The organism is Arachnia propionica, assembly GCF_003859805.1.
GTDB classification, from domain to species: Bacteria; Actinomycetota; Actinomycetes; order Propionibacteriales; family Propionibacteriaceae; genus Arachnia; species Arachnia propionica_C.
Window position 1 is genome coordinate 91,759 of record NZ_RQZG01000005.1, and the last position, 24,622, is coordinate 116,380.

Sequence of the window (24,622 nt, forward strand, 5' to 3'; positions counted from 1 at the left end):
TGCTCACCCCCCACCCGGTGAGTGCTCGGCCAGCCGCGTGACGTGATGGCGGATGAGCGCCCAGACCTCCTCATCCTGCAGGGGGGCGAAATGCCCGACCTGGGGCAGGGTCACGTTGGTCGCCCCTGCCAGGTGGGACCCGTCCGGGATGATCGGGTCACGGGTCGGGATGAGGGAGACGATCCGATGATCGACGTCGGCATCGGCGGCCAGGGCGCGCAGCTCGTCGCCCTCCGGGTCGAACAGCCCCAACGGGGTGCGACGCAGCAGGGGAGTGCGGGAGAAGCCGGTGGCCAACACCGACCCCTGGAACGGGGTCGCCACCGTCACCATGCCGCGCACCTGGTCCCCGGCCTCGAGCAACAGTCTCTTCCCGATGAGGCCACCCTTGGAGTGGGCGACGACCACCACGTCACGATGCTCGCCGAGCGCCTCGAGGGCGGCTCTCCACCCGCGCTCCAGGGAACCGATGTTCCATCCCAGCCCCGGCACGGTGATGACCCGGTGCCCGTGGGCACCCAGGTGATCGGCCAGCCGCCACAGGTGGCCGGGGCGTTCCAACAGCCCGTGGAGCAGCAGCACGGGGGACCCGCTCGGTGTGGAACGGATCCTCCTGCCGGGGCGCAGACCACGGAGGAGCTCCCCGGTGAGCTGGCGCAACCGCGGTCGCCACGGTGGCGTCTCGTCGGCGGCGATGACCGCGACGGTCTCATCGGCGTGGGTGTGCATCATCTGGTGCGAGGCCCCGAAGACGGTGTGGCTCGTGGTCCCGGGGTTGCACTGCCTGAGCCTCGCCACCCAGTCCGGTGGGGTCAGGGCATCCTTCTCGCCCACCACCAGGACCACCGGGCAGCTCACCTGGGCCAGGCGTCGCGACAACGGGTGGTTCAACAACGCAGGCACCATCTCCGCCACGTACCTGGGGCCTGCCCTGAGGAAGGCCCGGGCCGTGGCGAACACCGAGGGCAGGGTCTCGTGGACGGCTGCCTGGGTGAAGCGCAGGCACACCGTGAGGAAGTTCTTCTCGGCCTCGTTGACCACCGGGGCCAGCAGCACCAGCCGTTGGACGAGGTCGGGGCGCTGCAGCGCCACCTCCGTGACGATCTGGGTTCCCATGGAGTGCCCCACCCACACCGCAGGTCCCAGCCCCAGTCGGTCCGTCGCCTGGTGCGCGACCCGCGCGAACTGTCCGATCCGCAGCGTCTTGTCCGGATCCCGGGTCGGCCCGAACCCGGGCAGGTTCACCGAGACGACGGTGCCGCGACGTGCCAGCCGCTCAGCCAACGGGCGGAAGTAGTACGACGACATCCCGAGCCCGTGGACCAGGACGTAGGTCTGAGGGCCGGACCCGTGGATCCGAGCGACGACCTGCAACCCGTCGATCTCCAGCACACGTGTTCTCACACCCCCATCCTCCCGGCTCGGGAGCCCCTGGCAGAAATCCCGAGGGCAGCGGCACCCCCGACCGGGAGCAGGGACAGCAGCCAGAACAGCCACCACCGGGGCTGAGGAGCGGCGGCACCGGTATCGGGTGCCAGCTCGACGGATCGCGCCCAGGCCAGGAACGCATCCCCGACGGGGAGCAGCCCGAGAGCACTGGCCCGACCACCCGGCAGGGGCAGGGGCAGCCCGACCAGTTCGGCCTCCCGGTCCAGCACGGTGGCGAGCCGGTGGTCGCCGTTGCGACGGGCCGCGGCCAGGGTGACGGCCGAGGCGCTGAGCGAGACCCCTGCCACGAGCGGCCCCGAGTCGACATCTGAGCCTCCCTCGATGCCGTGGGGGTGCTCGCGGATCCCGACCAGTCCCAGCCGCCGGGTGAGGAAGTGCTCCTTGTACCGGGGCCACTGCGTACGTGCCAGGTCCGGATCGATGTCCGGCAGGAAGGTCTGGATGATCGACTGCGAGGTGGCCCGGGAACGCTGATCCCCGATCCGGTGGACGAGCAGCCCGGTCACGGGATCGAGGTGCCCGGCCGCAGCGACGAACCAGTCCCGGGTCACCTGGGCCAGGTCTGGCACCGGGAGGAGCGCATCAGCACGATGTGCGGCTGCCAGCGCCACCACGACATCGCAGGGCCAGGCGGCTCCCGGATACGAGTCGGGGAAGGGATCATGGGACAGAGCAGCAACGATGGCCTCGGCCTGGTCGCTCATCTCGGCCAGATGGCTGGGCTCCCCGGTCAGTGCCGCACGGTCGGTCAGGAGCAACAACCGCCACCCGTGATGAAAGGTGCCGTGGGGCAGGGGCCCGGGGTGGGTACCGAACCGGCGGGTCACCGCAGGCAGACCGGTCCGGGTGATCGCCTCGTCGAGCAGCTCCAGATGGGACTGTCGATCAATGTCCTGCCGGGCGAGATGACCAGCAGCCAGTCCCGTCAGTGCCCAGGTGAAGAACTCGCCCTCCGGGAACAGCTCCTGCATCCTGGGAGCAGCACTGGGGGCGACCTGCCGGAGCCACGCGACCTGCTGGGCAACGGTGCTGTCGCCGCGAAGCCCTGGGATCGTGGCACGGGCCACATGGGTCAGGGCCAGCAGACCGCTCACCGCCAGGAACACCACGAAGAACCGACGAACCACGTACCACAGGATACGGGCGGTAGGTTGCAGCCATGAAGATCCCGGTCACCTCCCGTGAGGCCCCCGAACTGGCCGACTACGTCTCGTTGCGCGACTCGCAGCTGCGTCGTCGCCTGGAGGGGGAGCGGGGCATCTTCATCGCCGAGGGGGAGAAGATCATCCGGCGGGCCTTCGAGGCCGGGGCCCGGCCCCGGTCCCTCCTGCTGGCCCCGAAGTGGCTCCCGGGGTTGGCTGACCTCCTCGAGGAACTGCCCGAGGTGCCATGCCTGGTCGCCGAGGAGGCCCTCATCGAGACCATCAGTGGTTTCCACGTGCACCGGGGAGCACTCGCGGCCTTCGAACGGCCCGAGGAGACCCCGTGGGAGGTGATCCACCGGGCCAGGCGGGTGCTGCTGTGTGAGGGGTTGGTCGACCACGCCAACACCGGGGCCATCATCCGGGTGGCCGCGGCACTCGGCTGGGATGCCGTGCTGATCTCCCCCGACGGGGCCGACCCCCTCTACCGCCGGGCCGTCAAGGCCTCCATGGGAGCCTGTTTCCAGGTGGGCTGGCGACGGATGTCCGATCCCGTCAACGAGCTGCAGCAGCTGCGGGAGCATGGCTTCACCCTGGCCGCGACCACTCTCGCGCCCGACGCCGTTGAACTCGCCGGGTACCGGGCCCCGGAGAAGCTGGCCCTGATGCTCGGCTCCGAGGGGCACGGGCTGAGCCGGGAATGGCTGGCGGCCGCCGAGGTGAGGCTCACCGTCGAGATGGCGGCGGGCGTGGACTCACTCAACGTGGCCGCTGCCGCCGCCATCTTCGCTCACTGGCTGCGGTGACCGGTGCTGGGCAGGCCCGGCTGCGGCGACGGAGGTGTCGGGCGGGCGGGCGAGACCCGGGTGGGCGGCGGCACGGGTGAGGCCGAGGGGGCGGGCTCCGGCTTGGCGGAGGGGGCAGGGGCGGGCGGCTGGGGTGCCGAGCCCAGTTGCAGGCTCACGATGATCGGGTCGTGATCCGAGGAGCGGAACGGGGACGGGGTGAACAGGGCCGCCTCCGAGGGCTTCTTGAAGCTCATGTCGTAGTCGAGGATGTCCGCCTCGTCAGCGTTGATGTGCCAGGACCTGGTGTCGACGATCCGCTGCGCCGCAGCCTCGTTGGCCAGGGCGTGGTCGAGGTAGCCCGCCATCCCGTCGAAGACGTAGGAATAGGCCTGCTCCCCGCTGAACTTCTTCTCCATGTCCTGGAAACCGGCGGCGGTCAGGGCCCTGATCGGGTCCTCGTGGTCGTAGGAGTTGAGATCACCGATGATGACCGTGGCCTGGGCGCCCTGGCCTGTGGGGTCGGAGCGCAGCCACTCGGCCAGGCGCTGCGCAGCACTGGTGCGGGTGAGGTTGCAGTTGCCCTGACCATCGCCCAGGTCGGGGTCGCCGTTGCAGGCGGACCCCTTCGACTTCAGGTGATTGACACTCACCGTGACCAGTTCGCCGGAGCTCTTGTGGCGGAAGGTCTGCACCAGTGAGTGGCGGTTCTTCCCATCCGCGAAGTCGAGGGTGGCGACATCACCCACCGGCTCGACGACCGCGGGCTTGTAGATGAAGGCCTGGAAGATCGCGTCACCACCGACGACCCCGGTGTGCACCGCGGCGAAGGTGTCGGCTCCGGCCTTGTCGTTGAGGGCGGCCACGAGGTTGTCCACGGCCGTGCCGTTGTTCTCGATCTCCATCAACCCGAACACGTCGGCGTCGATCTCCGTCATGGCGGCGACGATCTTCGCCTGCTGCCGCGCGAACTCCTCCGGGGTGTCGGCGCCGCGGGCGGCGGCGTTGTCCGAGGTGAGGGTCGTGAAGTAGTTGAGGACGTTGAAGGAGGCCAGGCGGAGATCGCCCTGCTTCGCGGGGACGGCCGGGCGGGGATTCGCGACGGTGAAGGTCGCGCCCGTGGTGGGCTGGAGCTTGTAGGAGTTGTTGAACCAGCTCATCACCCCGGTCAGCCCCGACACCCGGTCACCGCCACGGAAGACGTGGTCCGCCGTCAGCGGTTTCCCGTCGGGATGGATGGCCGGGCTCGGGTTCTGCACACCGCGCCCGTCATCGACCACCAGCCGGGCGGCCTTGTTCGTCGCGGCCAGGGCCCGGGCCTCGTCACCGGGCTCGACGACCCCCGTCGGGGTCCACTGTCGCTCGGGTGCGTAGACGATCTCCCCGAACCGGTCGTAGTTGTGGTACTCGACGATGGTGAGGGCATCGGGGAAGGTGACCAGCATCCCCTCCACGCGCTCGGCATCGCCGAGTGGCAGGGAGAGCGCTACCGGGGCGGGCATCGTGAGGTCGGAGGATGGCGGTCTCGTCACCGTTGTCGGGGTGATCTGGGTCTGGCCCTTGAACTCGGAGACCTTGCCCGTGACCCGCAGCACATCGCCCGCGGCCACCTCACCCACGGCCCGGCCGAAGACGAAGATGCCATCGCTGGTGCTCTCGTCACCGTCGCCCGCGTCCTGGAGGTAGACCCCGCCGAACTGACCCTCGCCCTGGAAGTCGCCCACGACGACACCCTCCACGGTGACCGTGGCGCCGACCATGGGGGACTCGTCCCCACTGCCCTGCACCGCGGCGATGGGGGTCACCCCGCCTCCGGGTGGGGTCGGTGTGGGCGACGGTGGCGGGGAGCCCGCGGCACAGGTGACGGTGCCGAGCGTGGTGAGATCGTCGCTGGTGGTGGCGGTGAACTCCACCGAGGGATCGTAGGCATCGCTCGGATCGATGTCGACGGTGCACCCCTTCCGGGTCAGGGTCATGTCCTTGGTGGCCACACCACCGGCCTCCCACGAGGTTCCCGGGTCGGTTCCGACCTGCCCCACGGAGTCGATGACCGCACCGTCCCGGGTGAGGGTCAGGGCATCGTCGCCGTTGAAGGCGGTGACCCCACTCTCGAGACCACCCCGCGACCGGAGCTCGGCCGAGGCCTGGGAGTTGACCACCAGCAGATGGCCACCGGCAGGGATCGTGTGATCATCGAGGGCGAGGCTCCGGCGCGCGGTGCCTGCCCCGTTCGGGAACAGGTTGAGGCCGTACCCGGTGAGCCGGATGGGGGCCGCGGTCGGGTTGTGGAGCTCCACGGCCTTGTTGTTCCCGGAACCCTCGAGGTAGACGCTGATCATCACGTCGGTGGCAGGAGCAGCGGCCGCGGTGCCGGTGGCACCGGGGAGTCCACCCAGGGTCAGGGCCAACACGCAGGCGGAGACGGTCAGGGTGCGCAGTCGCCTCATCACTCGTCCTCCGCCGCGGTGCCGGGCCGGGGGGCCGAGGTGGCCTTCGGGGAGACCGGCCAGTCGGCCGGGTAGCGCCAGGCGAGGTCGGCGACCTGCTCGTCGAGCTTCCTGCGGGCCCGCCCCGAGATGCGGTCGCCGAAGACGGTGCCGTTCAGGTGGTCGGTCTCGTGCTGGAAACACCGGGCCAACAACCCGGTCCCCACCAGTTCGACGTCATTGCCGAAGGCATCCTGGCCACGGCAGATGGCCTTGTCGGGGCGCGGAACGCTGGAGTAGCCGCCGGGCCACGACAGGCATCCCTCCTCGGCCGGATCCAGGGTGCGGTCCTTCCCGGTGGGAAGCTCCACGCTCGGGTTGCACACCACCCCCCGCTGGATGCGGTCATCACCGTCCGGGCACTCGTAGACGAACACGGACATCCCGATCCCCACCTGCGTCGCGGCCAGACCCACCCCCTCGGCGGCACGCATGGTGGCGAACATGTCCCGGACCAGCTCGTGGAGCTCCTCGCCGAACTCGGTCACCGCTGTGGTCGGGGCATGCATCACGGGGGTGCCCCAACGGGTGATCGGGCGGACCTTTCCGCCGGTGGTGAAGTCTTGCGACATGGAACTCCCGCCTTCCCGGTTCGTCGTTGTGCCCAACAGTACGCCCGGTGACACACTGTTCGCCATGGACGCCGCCTGGGAAGCGTTGATCGCCGAGTACCGCCAGCACCTGGCCACGGAACGTTCCCTGTCCCCGGCGACGGTGCGTGCCTACGACGTCGACCTGCGTGGGCTGGCCGAGTTCTCAGGGGTCGCGCCCGGACGGGTCACTCTGGCACAGCTGCGCAGCTGGCTCGGGCAGCTGTTGGCCGAGGGGGCGGCCACGGCGACGCTGCAGCGTCGGGTGTCCTGCGTCAAGGGCTTCTTCGCATGGGCAGTGGGGGAGGGACATCTTGCGACCAGTCCCGCGGTCCGGCTCAGGGCACACCGGCAGCGCCGCACGCTGCCCGAGGTCCTGACCCGGTCCGAGATGGACCAGACCCTTCAGACCCTGGCGGTCGCGGCCGCCGATGGCGAGCCCCGGGCCCTGCGCGACGTCGCTCTCGTGGAGCTGCTCTACGCCAGCGGATTGCGCATCTCGGAGCTCTGTGGCCTCACCAGGAGTGATGTCGACCTGGAACGTGGTGTGGTGCGCGTGACGGGCAAGGGGAACAAGCAACGGGTGGTCCCGATGGGGCTCCCGGCCAGGCAGGCGCTCCAGCGATGGCTGGACGTGAGGGGGCGGCTGGCCACCCCGGAGAGCCCCGACCGGATCTTCCTCGGGGTACGTGGTGGCGCACTGGACCCCCGCGTGGCGCGCCGCGTGGTGCAGGCCGCCACCGCGGTCAGCGGGCACACGGTCAGCCCCCATGCGCTGCGCCATGCGATGGCGACCCACCTGCTGGCCGGAGGAGCGGACCTGCGCAGCGTCCAGGAGATGCTGGGGCACGCCACGATGGCGACCACCCAGATCTACACCCACGTCTCCGACGACAGACTCCGTGCCGCCTTCCAGCAGGCCCACCCGCGTGCCGTGGTCACGGACCCCCGAGAAGGGTGAGCGGATCCACCAGACGACCGTCCCGCCAGGCCATCCAGTGCAGGTGGCACCCTGTGGAGTACCCGGTGTTCCCGACGACCCCCACCAGCGCACCGGCGGCGAGTTCCTGCCCGACCTCGACGTCGATCCGGGGAAGGTGGGCGTATCCGGTGCGCAGTGAGCCGTGCTCCACGATCACCCGGTTGCCGTAGCCGCCGTCGTACCGGGCCGAGACCACGCGTCCGGGCCAGGGCAGCCGGATCGGGGTGCCGCATGCAGCGCCGAGGTCCACACCGTCATGCAGCTTGTACACCCCGGTCACCGGGTGCACCCGCATCCCGAAGGGGCTCGTGACCGGTCCGGGTACCGGAGGGGAGCCCCGGGACAGCGGGGTCTCGGCGGCGGGCAACGGTGGGATCGGCTGCGGGCGGGTCCCGTTCGGCAGCAGTCTCACCCGGGGAACGGCGAGGTGGGGCATCGGGTCGTGGTAGACGGTGCCGTCGGTGAGTCCCCAGTGCAGACAGAACCGAGGAGCGCAGTGGGGCAGGCCGTCCAGGTGACCGATCACCTGCCCCGCCGTGACCGGCGAGCCGACATCGAGGATGCCGGTCACCGGGGTGTAGGTGGTGCGCAGGCCGTTGCCGTGGTCCACGGAGACGGAGGGGCGACCCGCCACCCGTCCGGAGAAGAACACGACTCCTGGGGCGGCGGCACGGATCGGTTCCCCGGCTGCCGCCGCCAGGTCCACCCCGCGGTGTCCCTTCGAGTACGGCGAGCTCCCACCGTCGAACGCGGTCACCACCTCACCGGGCACCGGGGGCAGCAGCACGAGCCCCTCCCGGGCGGCGGCCCACGGCGCCCCGATGAGGCTCACCCAGGCGATGACGATCAGCACCAGCTTCCTCTTGGTCCTCATGTCATCACTGTGGGCACGGGAGGAGGCCGAGTGGTCATCAGCGGCGCGGAATGAGGTGATCTGTGGACAACCGGTGGCAGGAGGCATAGGATTGCCCTGCAATCGGTGTCGTCCGATTGACATCGCATGCGCTTGAACGGATGACCGTCGGCAGCGACGTGGTCCCGAACCCCGGTTCGGGTGCCGCTGCCGGGCGCATCAGGCAGGATCCCGCCGGGGTCCTGGAGACAACCACCCGTGTGGGCCCGGGGCCCACCCTGTCATGGGTGGGCGGTGTGCTGCCCACCACGAAAGGAACGGCCATGGCCGTCGTGACCACTCGCCAGTTGCTCGAGTCCGGCGTTCACTTCGGACACCAGACCCGTCGTTGGAACCCGAAGATGAAGCGCTTCATCTTCACCGAGCGCAACGGCATCTACATCATCGACCTCCAGCTCTCGCTGACCTACATCGACAAGGCCTTCCACTTCGTGAAGTCCACCGTCGCCCGTGGTGGCCAGATCCTGTTCGTCGGCACCAAGAAGCAGGCCCAGGAAGCCATCGCCGAGCAGGCCACCCGCGTCGGGATGCCGTTCGTCAACCAGCGCTGGCTGGGCGGCATGCTCACCAACTTCCACACGGTCACCAAGCGCATCCAGCGCCTCAAGGAACTCGAGGGCATGGACCTCACCGATTCCGCGAGCACCGGGTTGACCAAGAAGGAGCTGCTCCAGCTCTCCCGTGAGAAGAACAAGCTCGACAAGACCCTGGGCGGTATCCGTGACATGGTCCGCACCCCGCAGGCCGTGTGGGTCGTCGACACCAAGAAGGAGCACCTCGCCGTCGACGAGGCCCGCAAGCTGCGCATCCCCGTGGTCGGCATCCTCGACACCAACTGTGACCCGGACGAGGTGGACTACGCGGTCCCCGGCAACGACGACGCCATCCGCTCCGTCGCGCTGCTGACCCGGATCATCGCCGACGCCGTCGCCGAGGGCCTCATCGAGCGTTCCTCGGGGCGCAGCGGCGAGGAGGCCGAGGCCGAGCCGATGCCGGACTGGGAGCGTGAGCTCCTGGCCCAGGGCGAGGCCGCCACGAAGGAGGCCCCTGCCGAGACCGAGCAGGCCCCGGCCACCCCCGAGTCCAAGTAATCCAGCCCACGACACCAGACGGGAAGAACGACATGGCAATCACTGCTGCCGACGTCAAGAAGCTCCGCGACGCCACCGGCGCCGGGATGATGGACGCCAAGAAGGCCCTCACCGAGGCTGAGGGTGACTTCGACAAGGCCGTTGAGCTGCTGCGCATCCAGGGCCTCGCCAAGGCCGCCAAGCGCACCGACAAGGAGGCCACCAACGGTATCGTCGCCGGCCGCGACGGTGTGCTCATCCAGTTCGCCGCCGAGACCGACTTCGTCGCGAAGAACGCCGAGTTCGTCGGACTGGCCGATCAGATCGTCGAGGCCGTCGCCACCAGCGGGGCGAGCGACGTCGAGGCCGCCAATGCCGCCGAGCTGGGCGAGGCGACGGTCCTCGAGGCGATCCAGGGGCTGGCTGGGAAGATCGGTGAGAATCTCTCCCTGGTCGGGGTCGCCAACTTCGACGGCACCACCCACCTGTACCTCCACCGTCGTGCCTCCGACCTGCCCCCGCAGGTCGGCGTGCTCGTGGAGTACACCGGCGGCGACGAGACCCTGGCCCACCAGGTGGCCATGCACATCGCCGCGATGAGCCCTGCCTTCGTCACCCGTGACGAGGTCCCGGCCGAGACCGTCGAGAACGAGCGTCGCATCGCCGAGGCCACCGCCCGTGAGGAGGGCAAGCCGGAGGCCGCCCTGCCGCGCATCGTCGAGGGCCGTCTCGGTGGGTTCTTCAAGGACACCGTCCTGCTCGACCAGCCGGCCGTGTGGGAGGACAAGAAGACCGTCGGGGACGCCCTGAAGGAGGCAGGCCTGGAGGTCAAGCGCTTCGCCCGACTGGCCGTCAGCGCCTGAGCGAACCACGTGTGAGACGAGCGTGTCCCGGATGGGGCGCGCTCGTCTCGCGTTTGACGGTAGGGTGACCGTTGACGCACAACCACCACGACAAGGGGACAGGATGAACAAGCCGTACCGCAGGGTGCTACTCAAGCTTTCCGGTGAGGTCTTCGGTGGCGGGAAGCTGGGAGTCGACCCCGTCGTCGTCTCCGGGATCGCGAAGGAGATCGCCGCAGTCGTGGACCGGGGCACACAGGTGGCGGTCGTCGTCGGCGGTGGCAACTACTTCCGTGGTGCGGAACTGAGCGTCAACGGGATGGCCCGGGACCGGGCCGACTACATGGGGATGCTCGGCACGGTGATGAACTCCATCGCGCTGCAGGACTTCCTGGAGAAGGAGGGCATCGACACCCGGGTGCAGTCCGCGATCCACATGGCCCAGGTGGCCGAGCCCTACATCCCCCGTCGGGCCGAACGCCACCTCGAGAAGGGACGTCTGGTGATCTTCGGCGCCGGTTCCGGCATGCCGTACTTCTCCACCGACACCGTCGCCGCCCAGCGTGCCCTGGAGATCGGGGCAGAGGTGCTGCTCATGGGCAAGCAGGGCGTGGACGGGGTCTACGACTCGGATCCTCGCACCAATCCCGAGGCGAAGCGCTTCGAGCACCTCAGCCATGACGAGTTCCTGGCCAAGGACCTCAAGGTCGCCGACGCCACCGCACTGGCCCTGGCTCGTGACAACTCGCTGAACCTCGTGTTCTTCAACCTGTCCGAACGTGGCAACATCGGTCGCGTCGTGCAGGGGGAGCCCATCGGGACCCTCGTCTCCCGCTGAACCCACCCACCCTCACACAAAGGAGAGCGGCATGATCGCCGACGTCGAGAAGGAAACCCAGGCCAAGATGCAGGCCGCCGTCGACCACGCACGGGACGACCTGGCCACCATCCGTACCGGCCGCGCCCACCCCGCGATGTTCAACCGCCTGAACGCCGACTACTACGGGGCACCCACCCCGTTGCAGCAGCTGGCGACGTTCACCTCACCCGATCCCCGCACCATGCTCATCACTCCCTTCGACCGCAGTGCCATCACCGCCATCGAGAAGGCCATCCGTGACGCGGACCTCGGGGTCAACCCCAGCAACGACGGCAACGCCATCCGCTGTGTGATGCCGCAGCTCACCGAGGAGCGCCGCAAGGAGTACATCAAGATGGCCAGGGCGAAGGCCGAGGACGCACGCATCGCCGTGCGCAACGTGCGCCGTCATGCCATGGACCAGTTGAAGAAGCTGGAGAAGGACCACGAGATCAGCGAGGACGATCTCGCCCGCGCGGAGAAGGCCATGGATGCCACCACGCGCAAGTACGTGGACGCCGTGGACGAGCTGCTCAAGCACAAGGAAGCCGAACTCAGCGAAGTCTGAACGACGCATGAAGGAATCCCACGACACGACACCGACGCCGCGGGTGGGCCGGAACGTACCGCTCGCCATCGGTGTCGGTGTCGCCCTGATGGCCGCCCTCGCCGTGGGGCTGCTGTGGGTGCCGTGGTTCTTCATCCTCCTCTCCGCACTGACCCTCAGCCTCGGCGTGGTGGAGGTCCATCACGCGTTGGCCCGCAAGGGAATGCACTCGCAGGTGCGGGTGATCGTCGTCGGCACCGCCATCAGCGTCATCGGCGGCTACGCCGTCGCGGAACTGGATCTCGCCCTGGCCCCCACCACCGTGGCGATGACCTGCGTCGCGGGGACGGTGCTGGCCTGTCTGGTCGCCCGCCTGCTCCTGGGTGGGGTCGACGGGTTCATCCGTGACATCGCGGCCAGCGCGCTGATCATCGCCTGGTTGCCACTCATGGGGATCTTCGTGCCGCTGCTCATGGCACCGGAGGACGGTCGACTGCGGATCATCACGGTGGTGTTGTGCGTCTCCGCCTCGGACACCGGCGCCTACGCCGTCGGCTCCCTGTTCGGCAGGAACCGCATGGCACCCGGGATCTCGCCCTCGAAGACGTGGGAGGGGTTCGCCGGGTCGATGTTCTTCGCGGCCCTCATCGGCACACTCTGTGCGCTGTTCATCCTGGGATCACCGTGGTGGCTGGGGCTGGTCCTCGGCCTGGCCATCGCCCCGGCGGCGACCCTGGGTGATCTCGTCGAGTCCCTGGTCAAACGCGATGCCGGGCTGAAGGACATGTCCAGTGTCCTGCCCGGTCACGGGGGAGTGATGGATCGTCTTGACTCCCTGTTGGTCGCGGTACCTGTAGGATGGCTCATCCTGCACCTGGGACTTGGGGGATGACATCGATGGGACAACTTCCGCTGGTCTTCGACGCCCCTGCGCGCGGCAGGGCACCGAAGCACTGGCTCGATCTCGACGAGGATGAGCGACGCGGCGCGATGGAGGCGTTCGGGTTGCCGAGGTTCCGGGCGGACCAGATCTCCCGGCACGTCTTCGACCACCTGAGCGACGAGGTGAGCACCTGGACCGACCTGCCGTCGAGCATCCGTGACGACCTGGCCGCCCAGCTGTTCCCGTCCCTCCTCGACCAGGTCCGGCAGCAGACCGCCGATCGGGGGCGCACCGTCAAGACCCTCTGGCGACTGCACGACGGCTCCCTGCTGGAGTCGGTGCTGATGCGCTACCCCAACCGTTCCACACTGTGCATCAGCTCCCAGGCGGGCTGTGGCATGGCATGCCCCTTCTGTGCCACCGGACAGGGCGGGTTGAAACGCAACCTCTCCCGGGCCGAGATCCTGGTCCAGGCCCTCGCGGCCAATCAGATGCTCACCTCGGGCCTGGTGCCCGGCACGACGTCTCGGCTGAACAACATCGTCTTCATGGGGATGGGAGAACCGCTCGCCAACTACAAGGCGGTGCTGGGCGCGATCCGCACCCTGGTCGCACCGGTCCCGGCCGGGTTCGGGATGAGTGCCAGGGGCATCACGGTCTCCACCGTCGGGCTGGTGCCCCAGATCGCCAGACTGACCGACGAGGGGCTACCCGTCACCCTCGCGGTGTCACTGCACGCCCCGGACGACGACCTGCGCAACGAGATCGTCCCCGTCAACAACCGGTGGCCGGTGGCCGAGGTCGTCGATGCCGCGTGGGAGTACGCGCGGGTGACGAGGCGTCGGGTCAGCATCGAGTACGCGCTGATGCGTGACATCAACGACTCCGTCGAGCGTGCCCAGCTGCTGGCGGATGTGTTGCGACGTCGCGGTGACTGGGGATGGGCCCACGTCAACCTGATCCCGCTCAACCCGACCCCGGGCTCCCGCTGGACGGCTTCCCGGCCTGAGGACGAGGCGGCCTTCCTGGCCACGCTGGAGCGTCGGGGGGTGCCGGTCACCCTGCGTGACACCCGGGGGTCGGAGATCGACGGGGCGTGCGGGCAGCTCGCGGCACGGGAGAACCTCACAACCTGAGTGTCCATCGTCCGCCCCGGATCTGGACCGAAACATGATCGTCACAGTGGGGGGTCTACCATCAGCACGTCATCGTTACTCAAACCCACGAGGAGTGCTCATGGAACAGGCCCTTGAATCGATCTTCGAGACCGTGGTCGCCCGGAACCCCGGGGAGGCGGAATTCCACCAGGCAGTCCGTGAGGTCTTCGAGAGTCTCGCCCCCGTCATCAAGAAGAACCCGTCCTACCTGGATGACAAGATCCTGGAGCGCATCTGCGAACCGGAGCGGCAGGTCATCTTCCGGGTGCCGTGGGTGGACGACAAGGGCGAGGTGCACATCAACCGGGGCTTCCGGGTGCAGTTCAACTCGGCGCTCGGCCCCTACAAGGGGGGGCTGCGGTTCCACCCGAGCGTCTACCTCGGCATCATCAAGTTCCTCGGCTTCGAGCAGATCTTCAAGAACTCGCTCACCGGGATGCCCATCGGTGGCGGCAAGGGTGGTTCCGACTTCGACCCCCGGGGCAGGTCCAGCTCCGAGGTGATGAGGTTCTGCCAGTCCTTCATGACCGAGCTGTACCGCCACCTCGGGGAGTACACCGACGTCCCGGCCGGTGACATCGGTGTCGGCGGTCGTGAGATCGGTTACCTGTTCGGTCAGTACAAGCGGCTGACCAACCGCTACGAGTCCGGGGTGCTCACCGGCAAGGGACTCGACTGGGGAGGCTCCCTGGTCCGGACCGAGGCGACCGGGTACGGCACCGTCGTGTTCGCCCAGGAGATGTTGAAGACCAAGGGGGAGACCTTCGACGGCAAGCGGGTGGCGGTCTCCGGTTCCGGCAACGTGGCGATCTACGCCATCGAGAAGATCCACCAGCTGGGTGGCACCGTGATCGCATGTTCCGACTCCTCCGGATACCTCGTGGACGAGGCGGGCATCGACCTCGACCTGTTGAAGCAGGTCAAGGAGGTCGAACGTGGCCGGGTCGCCGACTACGTCGCCCGTCGCGACAGCGCCAGGCTCGGCGAGAGTGGATCCATCTGGGACGTGCCCGTGGAGGTCGCCCTGCCCTGTGCCACCCAGAACGAACTCAACGCCGACCAGGCCGCCACGCTGGTCAAGAACGGCGTCAAGGCCGTCGCCGAGGGCGCCAACATGCCCACCACCCCCGAGGGCATCCACGTCTTCCAGGACGCGGGGGTGCTGTTCGGCCCCGGAAAGGCCGCCAACGCCGGTGGTGTGGCCACCTCCGCGCTGGAGATGCAGCAGAACGCCGGACGCGACTCGTGGAGCTTCGAGTACACCGAGGAGCGTCTGACCGGGATCATGTGCAACATCCACGAGATGTGCGCCACCACGGCGGAGGAGTACGGTGCCCCCGGCGACTACGTGGTCGGTGCCAACATCACCGGGTTCATCAAGGTCGCCAACGCGATGCAGGCCTTCGGCCTGGTCTGAGCCCCGGCCCACGGCGTGACGGGAATCGTCCGGCAGCCCGCTGCCGGACGATTTCTGTCCCCTCGGCATGACACACTTGGGGCCGTGCGAAGAATCGTCCTGCTCGGCTCGACCGGCTCCATCGGTACCCAGACCCTTGACGTCGTCGCGTCACGGCGTGACCAGTTCGAGGTGACGGGGCTGGCGGCCTCGGGTGGGAACCCGGCCCTGCTCGCGGACCAGATCGCCCGGTTCGCCCCGGCCCGGGTCGCACTGGCCCGGCCGGAGGCTCTGGCGGAGCTGGAACGGGAACTGGAGCACCGCTCAGTGCCCCGGCCCCTGATCGAGGTCGGGGACGACGCCGCCACCCGGTTGGCTGGGCAGGACTGCGACGTGGTGCTCAACGCGATCACCGGGGCGGCAGGACTGCTCCCCACCCTCGTCGCACTCGAGGCGGGCACCACACTGGCCCTGGCCAACAAGGAATCGCTGGTCATCGGTGGTCGCCTCGTGACCGAGGCCGCGGCTCCCGGTCAGCTCGTCGCCGTGGACTCCGAGCACTCGGCCTTCGCACAGGCCCTGCGAGGTGGGCGGGCCGAGGAGGTCACCCGGTTGATCCTCACCGCTTCCGGAGGGCCGTTCAGGGGCAGGAGCCGTGCGGAGCTCGCTGAGGTCACTGCGGCCGAGGCGATGGCCCACCCCACCTGGGACATGGGCCGGGTCATCACCATCAACTCGGCGACCCTGGTGAACAAGGGACTCGAGCTCATCGAGGCGGCGCTGCTGTACGGGGTGGCCTACGACGACATCGTGGTGACGGTCCATCCGCAGTCCGTCGTGCACTCGATGGTGGAGTTCTGTGACGGCTCCACCCTGGCCCAGGCCTCACCACCCGACATGAGGCTGCCCATCGGGCTGGCCCTCACCTGGCCGAACCGGTTGCCGGGTGCCTCGAGGCCGTGTGACTGGTCCCGGAGCGCCACCTGGACGTTCGAACCCCTGGATGCCGAGACCTTCCCCGCGGTGGAGTTGGCCCGACGTGCCGGGAAGGCGGGGGGCACCGCCCCCGCGGTCTACAACGCGGCCAACGAGGTGCTGGTCGACGCCTTCTGCCAGGCGAGGATCGGTTTCCTGCAGATCACCGAACTCATCACCCGCTGTCTCGAGGACCACCTCGCGACGGCGCACGTCGCCGACGAGGCACTCACCGTCCAGGCCGTGCTGGAAGCCGATGCGGCTGCCCGGGACCAGGCCGCCCACCACGTGGAGGAACTGTCATGACCATCCTGATCACGATCCTGCTCGGGATCGTCTTCTTCGCCCTCATCATGGTGTGCATCGCACTGCACGAGGTGGGACACCTGGTGCCGGCCAAGCTCTTCGGCATCAAGGCCACCCAGTTCTTCGTCGGTTTCGGTCGAACCCTCTGGTCACGCCGGAAGGGTGAGACCGAGTACGGGATCAAGGCCTTCCCACTCGGTGGGTACGTGCGTCTGGTGGGCATGTACCCACCGGAGAAGCAGACCGGCCGACCCAAGGGGTGGCTCACCCGGATGGCCGACCAGGCCCGCTCCTACGAGTACGAGGAGATCACCCCGGCGGACGACGGCCGCCTGTTCCACCAGAAGCCCGTGTGGCAGCGCGTCATCGTGATGCTCGGTGGACCCACCATGAACCTCCTGCTGGCCTTCCTGATCTTCCTCGGGATCAACGTGTTCCACGGCACCTGGCAGTCGAGCACCACCATCACCGTCGTCAATGACTGCATCATCCCTGCGGACCGGACCCCTGCGGTGTGCCAGCCCGGGGACCCGGAGACCCCGGCGAAGCAGGCCGGGGTCGAGGTGGGCGACAAGGTGGTGGCGTTCAACGGGGTCACCATCTCCTCCTGGACCCAGTTGGGAGAGCTGATCCGTGGCAACGGTGACCGCGGGGCCCGGCTGACGGTGGAACGTGACGGCCGGGTCCTCGACCTGCCCGAGGTGAACACCGTCATCCAGAGCCTGCCGGACCGGTTGAACCCGCGGGCCAGGGTGGAGGCCGGTTTCATGGGGTTCTCCCCCCAGCAGGAACTGGTCAAGGGTGGCCCGGTCGAGACCGGCCGACAGATGTGGGACCACACCCGCAGCTCCGTCGTGGCGTTGACGGTGTTCCCGGTGAGTGTCTGGAATCTTGGGGTCGATCTGGTCACGGGCAAGGAACGTGACGTCAACGGCCCGATCTCCATCCTCGGTGCCAGCCGGGTGGCCGGGGAGATCGCGACGGTGGAGGGACTGGACCCCAGCTCCCGGATCGCCTCGTTCGCAGCCATGCTGGCGAGTGTCAACCTGTTCCTGTTCGTGTTCAACCTGGTGCCGTTGCTGCCACTGGATGGCGGACACGTCGCCGGAGCCCTCTACGAGGCGGTGCGACGGCGGGTCGCCACGTTGCTCGGTCGGGCGGATCCCGGCCCGGTCGACACCGCGAAACTGCTCCCCGTGGCCTATGTCGTCGGCGGTTTCCTGTTGGCCACCGGGTTGTTGTTGATCCTGGCGGACCTGATCAGCCCGGTGAAGCTGTTCTGAGCTCCCGGGGACGAGCCCGTGGGCAGGGGCTGCTAGCCTCGGTGGGGCCGGTGATCCACCGGCGAGCCACCACCCGAAGGACGTGAACCATGGCGATGCCCACTGCCACCGAGACTGAACTCACCGAACTGGTCGCCAGGATCGAACCGGTCGATCCTGCATGGCAGCAGGCAGGCCGTGATCGGCAGAACGACCTGACGAAGCCGCCGGGTTCCCTCGGGGAGCTGGAGGAGATCGGCATCAGGCTGTGCGGCATCGCAGCCCAGTGCCCGCCGCCGGTGCCCCACCGGCCCCACGTGGTGGTCTTCGCGGGAGATCACGGTGTCTTCGCCCAGCAGGTCACACCGTGGCCCCAGGAGGTCAGTGTCCAGATGGCGGCCGGGGTCGTCATCGGGTTCGCCGGGGTGAGCGTCATCGCGCGTGCCCATGATGCGAGGGTGGAGGTCTACGACGTCGGTCTGAAACAGCCGGCCGAGGGCACCGTGGATCGCCGGATCAGTGCCGGAACGTCGGACTTCACCGTCGGTCCTGCCATGTCCAGGCAGCAGGCCGTGACCGCCATCGCGGTCGGGGTCGAGGCAGCCAACCTGGCCATCGACGCAGGGGCAGACATCCTGGTCCCGGGGGAGGTCGGGCTGGCGAACACCACCCCCGCCGCCGCGCTCACCGCGGCCTTGACCGGTACCGCGGTCGGACAGGTCACCGGCCGGGGAGCCGGAGCCGATGACGCGATGCTGACCCACAAGATCGAGGTGATCGAGCAGGGCCTCCGGACCAACGGGATCGGCGCCGAGACCGATCCCCTTGACGTGCTCGCCGCGGTGGGGGGCTACGAGCACGCCGCGATGGTCGGGTTCATCCTGGCAGCGGCGTCGCGCCGGATCCCCGTGGTGCTCGACGGTGTGGTCTCCTGCTCCGCCGCACTCGTGGCCAAGGCGCTGGCCCCCTCGGTGGTCGACTACCTGTTCGCCGGGCATGCCGGTGTGGAGCCCGCCATCGCGGTCGCCCACGAGGCCCTCGGGCTGCGTGGCCTGGTTGACCTCGGGCTCCGGCTGGGGGAGGGCTCCGGCGGGGCCCTGGCACTGCCGTTGGTCCGTGCAGCGGCACTCGTGATGAACGAGATGGGTACCTTCAGCGGGCAGGGAGTGTCCAAGGCGTGATCGGGACGGCGCTGGTGCTGGGCGGTACCCGCTCCGGCAAGTCCACGTTCGCGGAGTCCCTGCTGGCAACGGCGGGACGGGTCACCTACGTCGCGACCTCCGAGCAACGCCCGGACGACCCCGAATGGGAGGAGCGGCTGGCCCTGCACCGGGCCCGGCGGCCCGCACACTGGACCACCGTGGAGACGATCGACCTCGCAGCGGAGCTGCGCCGCGAGGATCCCACCCCGATGCTGGTCGACTGCCTGGGGGTGTGGCTCACCCGCCTGCTGGACGACGGTTGCTGGGACCGCGACGCCACTGCCCTGGCCCGGTGCGAGGCACGCATCACGGAATTCCTCGAGGCGTTGGCAGGAACCAGCCGTCCCGTGGTGTTCGTGAGCAACGAGGTGGGTCTCTCGGTGGTTCCCGCGACCAGTGCGGGACGACTCTTCGCCGACCAGTTGGGTCGTCTGAACATGAGGGTCGCCGCCGCCGTGGATCAGGTGTGGTTGTGCGTGGCGGGCATCCCGATGCCCATCAAGGGCGCCTGATGAGACCACTTCGTGCCCTCCTCAGTGCGATCGGCATGTACACGCTCATCCCGATCCCACGACGTGAGTGGAGGCAGCAGGACTTCGCCGATTCGTTGACCGCGTTCCCGTGGCTGGGGCTGCTGCTCGGTGGGGTGCTGGGTGGGATCGGCTGGGGTGTGGCACACCTCAGCGGCTCCAGCACACTCGCCGCGGTGACGCTCCTCGCGCTCTCCGCCCTGCTCACCGGCGCCATGCACCTGGACGGGGTGGCCGATGTCGCCGACGCGCTCGGCTCCCGGAAACCAGCGGAACAGGCACGCGCCGTCATGAAACGCTCCGACATCGGTCCGATGGGGGTGACCACCCTCGTGCTCGTGCTGCTGCTGGAGGTGACCGCCCTCACGGCGTTGCCGAGCCATCAGTGGCCCGTGATGCTGGCGGTCGGCTTCGCGGCGGGACGCACGACGCCGATGGCCGCGACCCTGCCCGGATCGGGGGACGAGCCCGATGCCGGAACGCTCTCGGCCCTCACAGCGGGCACCGGGAGCCGTGCACGGCTGTGGCTCACCCGAGGGCTCGTGCTGGCCTTCACCCTCGTGGGGACCGGCCTGCTCTTCGGATGGGGCCTCGCCGGGGTGCTGACCGCCGCGGTCATCGTCGCCTGGCTGGGAGCCGCCTGCTGGCAGCGACACCTGCTGCGTCGCCTGGGAAGGCTCAACGGCGACTGCTACGGCTGCCTCATCGAGTTCACCCAGGCGGGCGTGTGGTTCCTCGCCGCCGTGTCGATCGGAGTCACGTGAGTCCCATCCATCGTGCCCTCGGGCTGGTGCTCGGCACCGCTGCTGACCAGGCGTTCGGTGACCCTGAGCGGCACCACCCGGTCGCCTGGTTCGGGTCCTGGGCCACCCACGTGGAGCAGTACACCTGGCGCGACGACCACAGGGCAGGTGGCTGGTTCACCCTCGCCGCGGTCATCCCGGTGGTCGGTACGGCACTGCTGGTGGAACGGGTCGCGGCCCGTCGCGGCTGGGCAGAGGTGGCGACGACGGCGCTCGCCACCTGGACGGCACTCGGGACCCGCAGGCTCGCCGTCGAGGGACAGGTCATGGCCCAGCGACTTAGGAGCCGTGACCTGGAGGCGGCCCGGGAGCAGCTGCCGAACCTGTGTGGCCGCGACCCGTCCCGGCTGGACGCGGACGGCCTGGGGCGCGCCACCGTCGAGTCGATGGCGGAGAACACCAATGATGCCGGGGTCAGCACCCTGTTCTGGGGTGCGGTGGCCGGGGTTCCCGGGATCATCGGGCACCGTTGCCTCAACACCCTCGACGCGATGGTGGGGCATCGCAACGAACGCTACGAGCGGTTCGGTGCCGTGGCGGCGCGACTGGACGATGCCGCGGCCTGGCTCCCGGCACGCATCACCGGGGTCCTCGCCTGTGGACTCGCACCGTTGGTGGGTGGGGACACCGGCCGCGCCTGGCGGATGATGCGCAGGGACCATGCGAGACATCCCAGTCCCAACGGCGGTTGGTGCGAATCGGCCTGGGCAGGGGCACTCGGGGTTCAACTGGGAGGTGAGAACCGCTACGGCGAGCGGGTCGAGACCCGTCCGACGCTCGGGGAGGGACCACGGCCCAGGGCCCGTGAGGTGCACCGGGCCGCCCGGTTGGTGACGGTGGTCACGTGGGCGGCGGCCGGGATCGCCGCGACGGTGCTGGGAGGTCTGGCACTGTGGGGAAGGAGACGACGATGACCGGACTGTTGATCGCCGGGACCGCATCGGATGCGGGCAAGTCACTGGTGGTGACGGGGCTGGCACGCGCCGTCACACGTCGTGGGCTGCGGGTGGCGCCGTTCAAGTCCCAGAACATGTCGAACAACTCCATGGTCTGTGCCGACGGCTCGGAGATCGGACGCGCCCAGTACCTGCAGGCCCTGGCTGCCGGGGTCGAGCCGGAGAGCCGACACAACCCGGTGCTGCTCAAACCGGGCAGCGACCGTCGCAGTTTCGTCGTGCTGCGTGGGCGCCCGGCCGGTCAACTGGACGCGGGGGAGTACGCGACGGGACGCAGGCATCTGGCCGAGGCAGCCTTCGCGGCTTTCGAGGAGTTGGCGGACGAGCACGACCTGGTGCTGTGTGAAGGGGCCGGCTCCCCGGCGGAGATCAACCTGCGGGAGGGCGACTACGTCAACTTCGGACTGGCGGAACGGTTCGACCTGCCCGTCGTGCTCACCGCGGACATCGACCGCGGTGGGGCACTGGCCGCGATCTTCGGGACCCACGGGATCGTCGCGGGGACGGACCGGGCACGTCTGGTGGGGTACCTCATCAACAAGTTCCGGGGTGATGCAGGGGTGCTGGAACCCGGTCTGGTGGAGCTCAGCCGCCGCACCGGGCTGCGCAGCCTCGGGGTGCTGCCGTGGCTGAGTGAGGTGTGGTTGGACGGGGAGGACGCCCTGACCATCGGGTCACGGCCCCTGCACCCGGGGTCCGGGGTGCTGCGGGTGGCGGTGGTGCACCTGCCCCGCACCTCGAACGCCACCGATGTCGACGCCCTGGCCGCCGAACCCGGGGTGCAGGTGGTGGTCACGACCTCTCCCGGTGAGGTCCGTGACGCGGACCTCGTGGTGCTGCCGGGATCACGGGCCACGGTGTCGGACCTCGCCTGGCTGAGGGCTCGGGGACTGGCCGAGGAGGTCGTGGCCCGGGCCGAGGCGGGCCGCCCCGTGCTCGGCATCTGCGGTGGTTACCAGATGCTGACCAGCAGGATCCATGACGACCTGGAATCGGGTGAGGGCGAGGCCGCAGGTCTCGGCCTGATCCCGGGCGAGGTGTGTTTCGAGGCCGAGAAGGTGCTCGGGCGTCCCCATGGGACGTGGCACGACGAGGAGGTGACCGGCTACACGATCCACCACGGCCGGGTCCACGCCACGGCGGGGGAGGAGTTCTGCCAGGGGCGTCGCGTCGGTGCCACGTTCGGCACCATGTGGCACGGCGCCTTCGAGTCCGACGGGTTCCGTCGCGCCTTCCTGGGGGAGGTGGCGGCACTCACCGGCAGCACCTGGCGGCCGGTTCCGGGGGCCCCTGGATTCGCCGCCCGACGCGAGGCGATGATTGAACGTCTGGCGGATGCGTGCGAGACGCATCTGGACATCGATGCGCTGCTGGAGGTGGCGAGGTGAAGGTCAACATCATCGGGATCGGTGCGGGGAATCCAGCGCACCTGAGCCTGGAGGCGATCGAGGCGATGCGGGAGGTGGATGTCTTCCTCGTCGCGGACAAGGGGGAGGTGAAGTCCGATCTCGTGGCGTCGCGTCGGGCACTGTGTGAGGCCCACCTGGATCCCGGGAGTCACCGGTTCGTCGCCGTGGCGGACCCGGTGCGGGGTCCTGACGCGGAGCGGGACAAGGAGCAGTACGAGGCCGGGGTGGCGGACTGGCACGCGGCCCGGGCCAAGGGATACGTCGAGGTGATGCGGGAGCTGCCCGCGGACGCTGTCGTCGGGTTCCTGGTGTGGGGCGACCCTGCCTTCTACGACTCCACCATCCGCATCGTGGAGCGGATCGGGGAGCTCATCGACGTGGAGCCGCACGTGGTCCCGGGCATCACGGCCTTCCAGGCGCTGGCGGCGGCCCACGGGATCGTGCTGCACGAGGTGGGTGGACCGGTGCACATCACGACAGGACGCCGGCTGGTCGATCAGTGGCACCCTGATCTGGGGATGACGGTGGTGATGCTCGACGGCCACCTGAAGGTGCAGCAGCTGGTGCAGCGGGCCGGTCGTGCCCGGATCTGGTGGGGTGCGAACCTCGGTCTGCCGTCACAGCAGCTGCGTTCCGGTGTGCTGTCCGAGGTGATCGATGACATCATCGCCACCAGGGCCAGGGTGCGTGCCGAACACGGCTGGGTGATGGATGTGTACGCATTCAGCATGTGATCGGTGACAATGGTCTCCTCGGGGAGGAAGGGGAGACCATGACCCGGACCGGATCAGCACAGGTGCTGGAACCACGACGCGCACCCGTGGTGCTGCTCGCCCTGGCCACCGTCGTGGTGATCGCCCTGGTGGTGGGCGGGATCTGGTGGTTCGGTCGTGCGTCCAGCACCCGACCGGATGGCCATGCCCCCTTGAAGGGGCTGGAGCAGGCACCGAAGGTGGCATGGAGCATCCCCCAGGGGGAGGGTGAGATGTGGGCAGCCACGACGGCGGGTGTCCTCATGCTGCCCATCGATCTCGAGGTCTCGCAGAAGGTCCGGCTCCACGACTGGGAGGACGGCAGGGCGAGGTGGGAGGTGGATCTTGCCGCGGAGTTCGACGGTTTCCAGCGGGTCCGGGTGCAGCCGCACTTCAGGGATGGTCACATCGGGCTCCTGCTCGAGGCCGAGGACAGGGAACCCGGACTCGTGGTGCTGCGCACCCGGGACGGTGCCGTGGAGCGGAGCCTGCCGGTACCGCCCGGTGAGTACCACGAACTGGACTCAGGTGCGGTGTACCGGCTGCTCTCGAGTGAGACCGAGGGCCTGGTGGCCCGGTACACCTCGCTGGAGAACTTCCAGGTGGAGTGGGAGACCACCACCTCGCTGGATTTCGGCGGAGCGGAGATCCTGTTGCAGGAGCGGGAGTCCAGGGTGGAGCTCTGCGTCGTCCCCGATCCGAATCGTCACGTCCTGGCAGGATGTCATGAGAGCCTCGAGATCGCGACGGGGAGGCAGGCCGCCTGGCTCTCGAGGGGGGAGTCCTTCCATCGGTTCGGTGACATCGTCGTCGTCGCGAACCCGGTGACAGGAACGGTGCGTGGACTGGTCAACGGTCAGGAGGGCTGGAGCCGGGAAGCTCCATGGGTCATGTTGTGGGCGGTGCAGGACTTCCTGCTGGGGATCAGTGATGAGGGGCTGTTCCGGCTGGATCCCAGGACGGGGGAGGAGACATGGCGCTCCGACCTGGGTGAGAGCCAACCCTTCATCGAAACTGCCGGGGACACGGTGATCCTGGTGGAGCACCTGCAGGGTTTGAGCACGGCCGTGCTGGACACCCGGACGGGCACCTTCCGGTTGCAGGAGCACTCCTCCCCGGCCAGCGGTTTCCACGAGCTGACCGAGAAGGGATGGGTCATCAGCATCCAGGCCTCGGATGGCGTCGAGGGTGTCGTGCTGGGTGCCCTGGAGCCCGGCAGGGCAGACCCGGTGTGGGAGACGACCTTCCCGGAGTACTTCTGGGCCAGCAACTCCCACGGACACCTGCTGCTCCAGGGCGGCGACACCCTCGCGGTGGCCCGCTAGA

23 protein-coding genes are annotated in these 24,622 nt (G+C 68.9%); 18 read left to right on the forward strand and 5 right to left on the reverse strand.

Features of this window, described 5'->3' with window-relative positions:
• Positions 1-3: 3 nt before the first annotated feature.
• The gene (locus EII34_RS05880) at positions 4-1,404 is read right to left on the reverse strand and encodes an alpha/beta fold hydrolase (RefSeq protein ID WP_124843890.1); all 1,401 of its coding nucleotides are present in this window, start codon (positions 1,402-1,404) and stop codon (positions 4-6) included.
• On the reverse strand, positions 1,401-2,576 hold the full coding sequence (locus EII34_RS05885) for a hypothetical protein (RefSeq protein ID WP_124843892.1): 1,176 nt from the start codon (positions 2,574-2,576) through the stop codon (positions 1,401-1,403). Before EII34_RS05885 ends, EII34_RS05880 begins: the two co-directional genes overlap by 4 nt.
• A gap of 32 nt (positions 2,577-2,608) precedes the next feature.
• Here EII34_RS05885 and EII34_RS05890 point away from each other — a divergent pair, with 32 nt between their 5' ends.
• Positions 2,609-3,397 carry a TrmH family RNA methyltransferase gene (locus EII34_RS05890; RefSeq protein ID WP_124843894.1) on the forward strand — a complete coding sequence of 263 codons (789 nt, stop codon included), beginning with the start codon at positions 2,609-2,611 and terminating at the stop codon, positions 3,395-3,397.
• On the opposite strand, the gene EII34_RS05895 is transcribed toward EII34_RS05890, so the two are convergent.
• Positions 3,382-5,823 (reverse strand): ExeM/NucH family extracellular endonuclease, encoded by a 2,442-nt coding sequence (locus EII34_RS05895; RefSeq protein WP_124843896.1) that lies wholly within the window; start codon positions 5,821-5,823, stop codon positions 3,382-3,384. The genes EII34_RS05890 and EII34_RS05895 overlap by 16 nt on opposite strands.
• Entirely contained in the window at positions 5,823-6,434 is a 612-nt protein-coding gene (gene def, locus EII34_RS05900) for a peptide deformylase (protein ID WP_124843898.1), read from the reverse strand. The genes EII34_RS05895 and def overlap by 1 nt, the downstream gene beginning before the upstream one ends.
• A 64-nt stretch (positions 6,435-6,498) precedes the next feature.
• On the opposite strand from def, the gene EII34_RS05905 reads away from it, so the two are divergent.
• Positions 6,499-7,413, forward strand: a complete 915-nt coding sequence (locus tag EII34_RS05905) for a tyrosine recombinase XerC (protein ID WP_124843900.1) — start codon at positions 6,499-6,501, stop codon at positions 7,411-7,413.
• On the opposite strand, the gene EII34_RS05910 is transcribed toward EII34_RS05905, so the two are convergent.
• Positions 7,391-8,308 carry a peptidoglycan DD-metalloendopeptidase family protein gene (locus EII34_RS05910; protein WP_124843902.1) on the reverse strand — a complete coding sequence of 306 codons (918 nt, stop codon included), beginning with the start codon at positions 8,306-8,308 and terminating at the stop codon, positions 7,391-7,393. The genes EII34_RS05905 and EII34_RS05910 overlap by 23 nt on opposite strands.
• Positions 8,309-8,610: 302 nt before the next feature.
• Here EII34_RS05910 and rpsB point away from each other — a divergent pair, with 302 nt between their 5' ends.
• From rpsB to EII34_RS05990, 16 genes are all read left to right on the forward strand, one after another.
• Positions 8,611-9,438 (forward strand): 30S ribosomal protein S2, encoded by an 828-nt coding sequence (gene rpsB, locus EII34_RS05915; protein ID WP_124844066.1) that lies wholly within the window; start codon positions 8,611-8,613, stop codon positions 9,436-9,438.
• Between the two features lie 32 nt (positions 9,439-9,470).
• Positions 9,471-10,280 carry a translation elongation factor Ts gene (tsf, locus tag EII34_RS05920; RefSeq protein WP_124843904.1) on the forward strand — a complete coding sequence of 270 codons (810 nt, stop codon included), beginning with the start codon at positions 9,471-9,473 and terminating at the stop codon, positions 10,278-10,280.
• A gap of 103 nt (positions 10,281-10,383) precedes the next feature.
• Positions 10,384-11,097: a UMP kinase gene (pyrH, locus tag EII34_RS05925; RefSeq protein ID WP_124843906.1), complete on the forward strand. Its 714-nt coding sequence runs from the start codon at positions 10,384-10,386 to the stop codon at positions 11,095-11,097.
• 31 nt (positions 11,098-11,128) lie between these two features.
• Positions 11,129-11,686: a ribosome recycling factor gene (gene frr / locus EII34_RS05930; protein WP_395858072.1), complete on the forward strand. Its 558-nt coding sequence runs from the start codon at positions 11,129-11,131 to the stop codon at positions 11,684-11,686.
• 7 nt (positions 11,687-11,693) lie between these two features.
• Positions 11,694-12,557, forward strand: a complete 864-nt coding sequence (locus EII34_RS05935; protein ID WP_124843908.1) for a phosphatidate cytidylyltransferase — start codon at positions 11,694-11,696, stop codon at positions 12,555-12,557.
• Positions 12,558-12,562: 5 nt separating this feature from the next.
• Positions 12,563-13,684 (forward strand): dual-specificity RNA methyltransferase RlmN, encoded by a 1,122-nt coding sequence (rlmN, locus tag EII34_RS05940; protein ID WP_311767282.1) that lies wholly within the window; start codon positions 12,563-12,565, stop codon positions 13,682-13,684.
• Positions 13,685-13,784: 100 nt separating this feature from the next.
• Entirely contained in the window at positions 13,785-15,122 is a 1,338-nt protein-coding gene (gene gdhA, locus EII34_RS05945; RefSeq protein ID WP_124843912.1) for an NADP-specific glutamate dehydrogenase, read from the forward strand.
• An 84-nt stretch (positions 15,123-15,206) separates the two neighbouring features.
• On the forward strand, positions 15,207-16,382 hold the full coding sequence (gene dxr, locus EII34_RS05950) for a 1-deoxy-D-xylulose-5-phosphate reductoisomerase (protein WP_124843914.1): 1,176 nt from the start codon (positions 15,207-15,209) through the stop codon (positions 16,380-16,382).
• Complete coding sequence (locus EII34_RS05955) at positions 16,379-17,665, forward strand: M50 family metallopeptidase (protein ID WP_124843916.1); 1,287 nt, start codon at positions 16,379-16,381, stop codon at positions 17,663-17,665. The genes dxr and EII34_RS05955 overlap by 4 nt, the downstream gene beginning before the upstream one ends.
• Before the next feature lie 89 nt (positions 17,666-17,754).
• The gene (cobT, locus tag EII34_RS05960) at positions 17,755-18,825 is read left to right on the forward strand and encodes a nicotinate-nucleotide--dimethylbenzimidazole phosphoribosyltransferase (RefSeq protein ID WP_260425062.1); all 1,071 of its coding nucleotides are present in this window, start codon (positions 17,755-17,757) and stop codon (positions 18,823-18,825) included.
• The gene (gene cobU / locus EII34_RS05965) at positions 18,822-19,358 is read left to right on the forward strand and encodes a bifunctional adenosylcobinamide kinase/adenosylcobinamide-phosphate guanylyltransferase (protein WP_124843918.1); all 537 of its coding nucleotides are present in this window, start codon (positions 18,822-18,824) and stop codon (positions 19,356-19,358) included. The genes cobT and cobU overlap by 4 nt, the downstream gene beginning before the upstream one ends.
• Entirely contained in the window at positions 19,358-20,140 is a 783-nt protein-coding gene (locus EII34_RS05970; protein ID WP_124843920.1) for an adenosylcobinamide-GDP ribazoletransferase, read from the forward strand. The genes cobU and EII34_RS05970 overlap by 1 nt, the downstream gene beginning before the upstream one ends.
• Positions 20,137-21,093 (forward strand): cobalamin biosynthesis protein, encoded by a 957-nt coding sequence (locus EII34_RS05975; RefSeq protein WP_124843922.1) that lies wholly within the window; start codon positions 20,137-20,139, stop codon positions 21,091-21,093. Before EII34_RS05970 ends, EII34_RS05975 begins: the two co-directional genes overlap by 4 nt.
• Positions 21,072-22,523: a cobyric acid synthase gene (locus tag EII34_RS05980; RefSeq protein WP_464115343.1), complete on the forward strand. Its 1,452-nt coding sequence runs from the start codon at positions 21,072-21,074 to the stop codon at positions 22,521-22,523. The genes EII34_RS05975 and EII34_RS05980 overlap by 22 nt, the downstream gene beginning before the upstream one ends.
• Positions 22,520-23,278 carry a precorrin-6A synthase (deacetylating) gene (gene cobF / locus EII34_RS05985; protein ID WP_124843926.1) on the forward strand — a complete coding sequence of 253 codons (759 nt, stop codon included), beginning with the start codon at positions 22,520-22,522 and terminating at the stop codon, positions 23,276-23,278. Before EII34_RS05980 ends, cobF begins: the two co-directional genes overlap by 4 nt.
• A 38-nt stretch (positions 23,279-23,316) precedes the next feature.
• Entirely contained in the window at positions 23,317-24,621 is a 1,305-nt protein-coding gene (locus EII34_RS05990; protein ID WP_124843928.1) for a hypothetical protein, read from the forward strand.
• Position 24,622: the final 1 nt, after the last annotated feature.

Bases quoted from the DNA above. Each gene is read 5' to 3' on its own strand.
- EII34_RS05890 (WP_124843894.1), top strand. From the start codon at position 2,609: ATGAAGATCCCGGTCACCTCCCGTGAGGCCCCCGAACTGGCCGACTAC.
- EII34_RS05895 (WP_124843896.1), bottom strand. From the start codon at position 5,823: ATGAGGCGACTGCGCACCCTGACCGTCTCCGCCTGCGTGTTGGCCCTG.
- def (WP_124843898.1), bottom strand. From the start codon at position 6,434: ATGTCGCAAGACTTCACCACCGGCGGAAAGGTCCGCCCGATCACCCGT.
- EII34_RS05905 (WP_124843900.1), top strand. From the start codon at position 6,499: ATGGACGCCGCCTGGGAAGCGTTGATCGCCGAGTACCGCCAGCACCTG.
- EII34_RS05910 (WP_124843902.1), bottom strand. From the start codon at position 8,308: ATGAGGACCAAGAGGAAGCTGGTGCTGATCGTCATCGCCTGGGTGAGC.
- rpsB (WP_124844066.1), top strand. From the start codon at position 8,611: ATGGCCGTCGTGACCACTCGCCAGTTGCTCGAGTCCGGCGTTCACTTC.
- tsf (WP_124843904.1), top strand. From the start codon at position 9,471: ATGGCAATCACTGCTGCCGACGTCAAGAAGCTCCGCGACGCCACCGGC.
- pyrH (WP_124843906.1), top strand. From the start codon at position 10,384: ATGAACAAGCCGTACCGCAGGGTGCTACTCAAGCTTTCCGGTGAGGTC.
- frr (WP_395858072.1), top strand. From the start codon at position 11,129: ATGATCGCCGACGTCGAGAAGGAAACCCAGGCCAAGATGCAGGCCGCC.
- EII34_RS05935 (WP_124843908.1), top strand. From the start codon at position 11,694: ATGAAGGAATCCCACGACACGACACCGACGCCGCGGGTGGGCCGGAAC.
- rlmN (WP_311767282.1), top strand. From the start codon at position 12,563: ATGGGACAACTTCCGCTGGTCTTCGACGCCCCTGCGCGCGGCAGGGCA.
- gdhA (WP_124843912.1), top strand. From the start codon at position 13,785: ATGGAACAGGCCCTTGAATCGATCTTCGAGACCGTGGTCGCCCGGAAC.
- EII34_RS05955 (WP_124843916.1), top strand. From the start codon at position 16,379: ATGACCATCCTGATCACGATCCTGCTCGGGATCGTCTTCTTCGCCCTC.
- cobT (WP_260425062.1), top strand. From the start codon at position 17,755: ATGGCGATGCCCACTGCCACCGAGACTGAACTCACCGAACTGGTCGCC.
- EII34_RS05970 (WP_124843920.1), top strand. From the start codon at position 19,358: ATGAGACCACTTCGTGCCCTCCTCAGTGCGATCGGCATGTACACGCTC.
- EII34_RS05990 (WP_124843928.1), top strand. From the start codon at position 23,317: ATGACCCGGACCGGATCAGCACAGGTGCTGGAACCACGACGCGCACCC.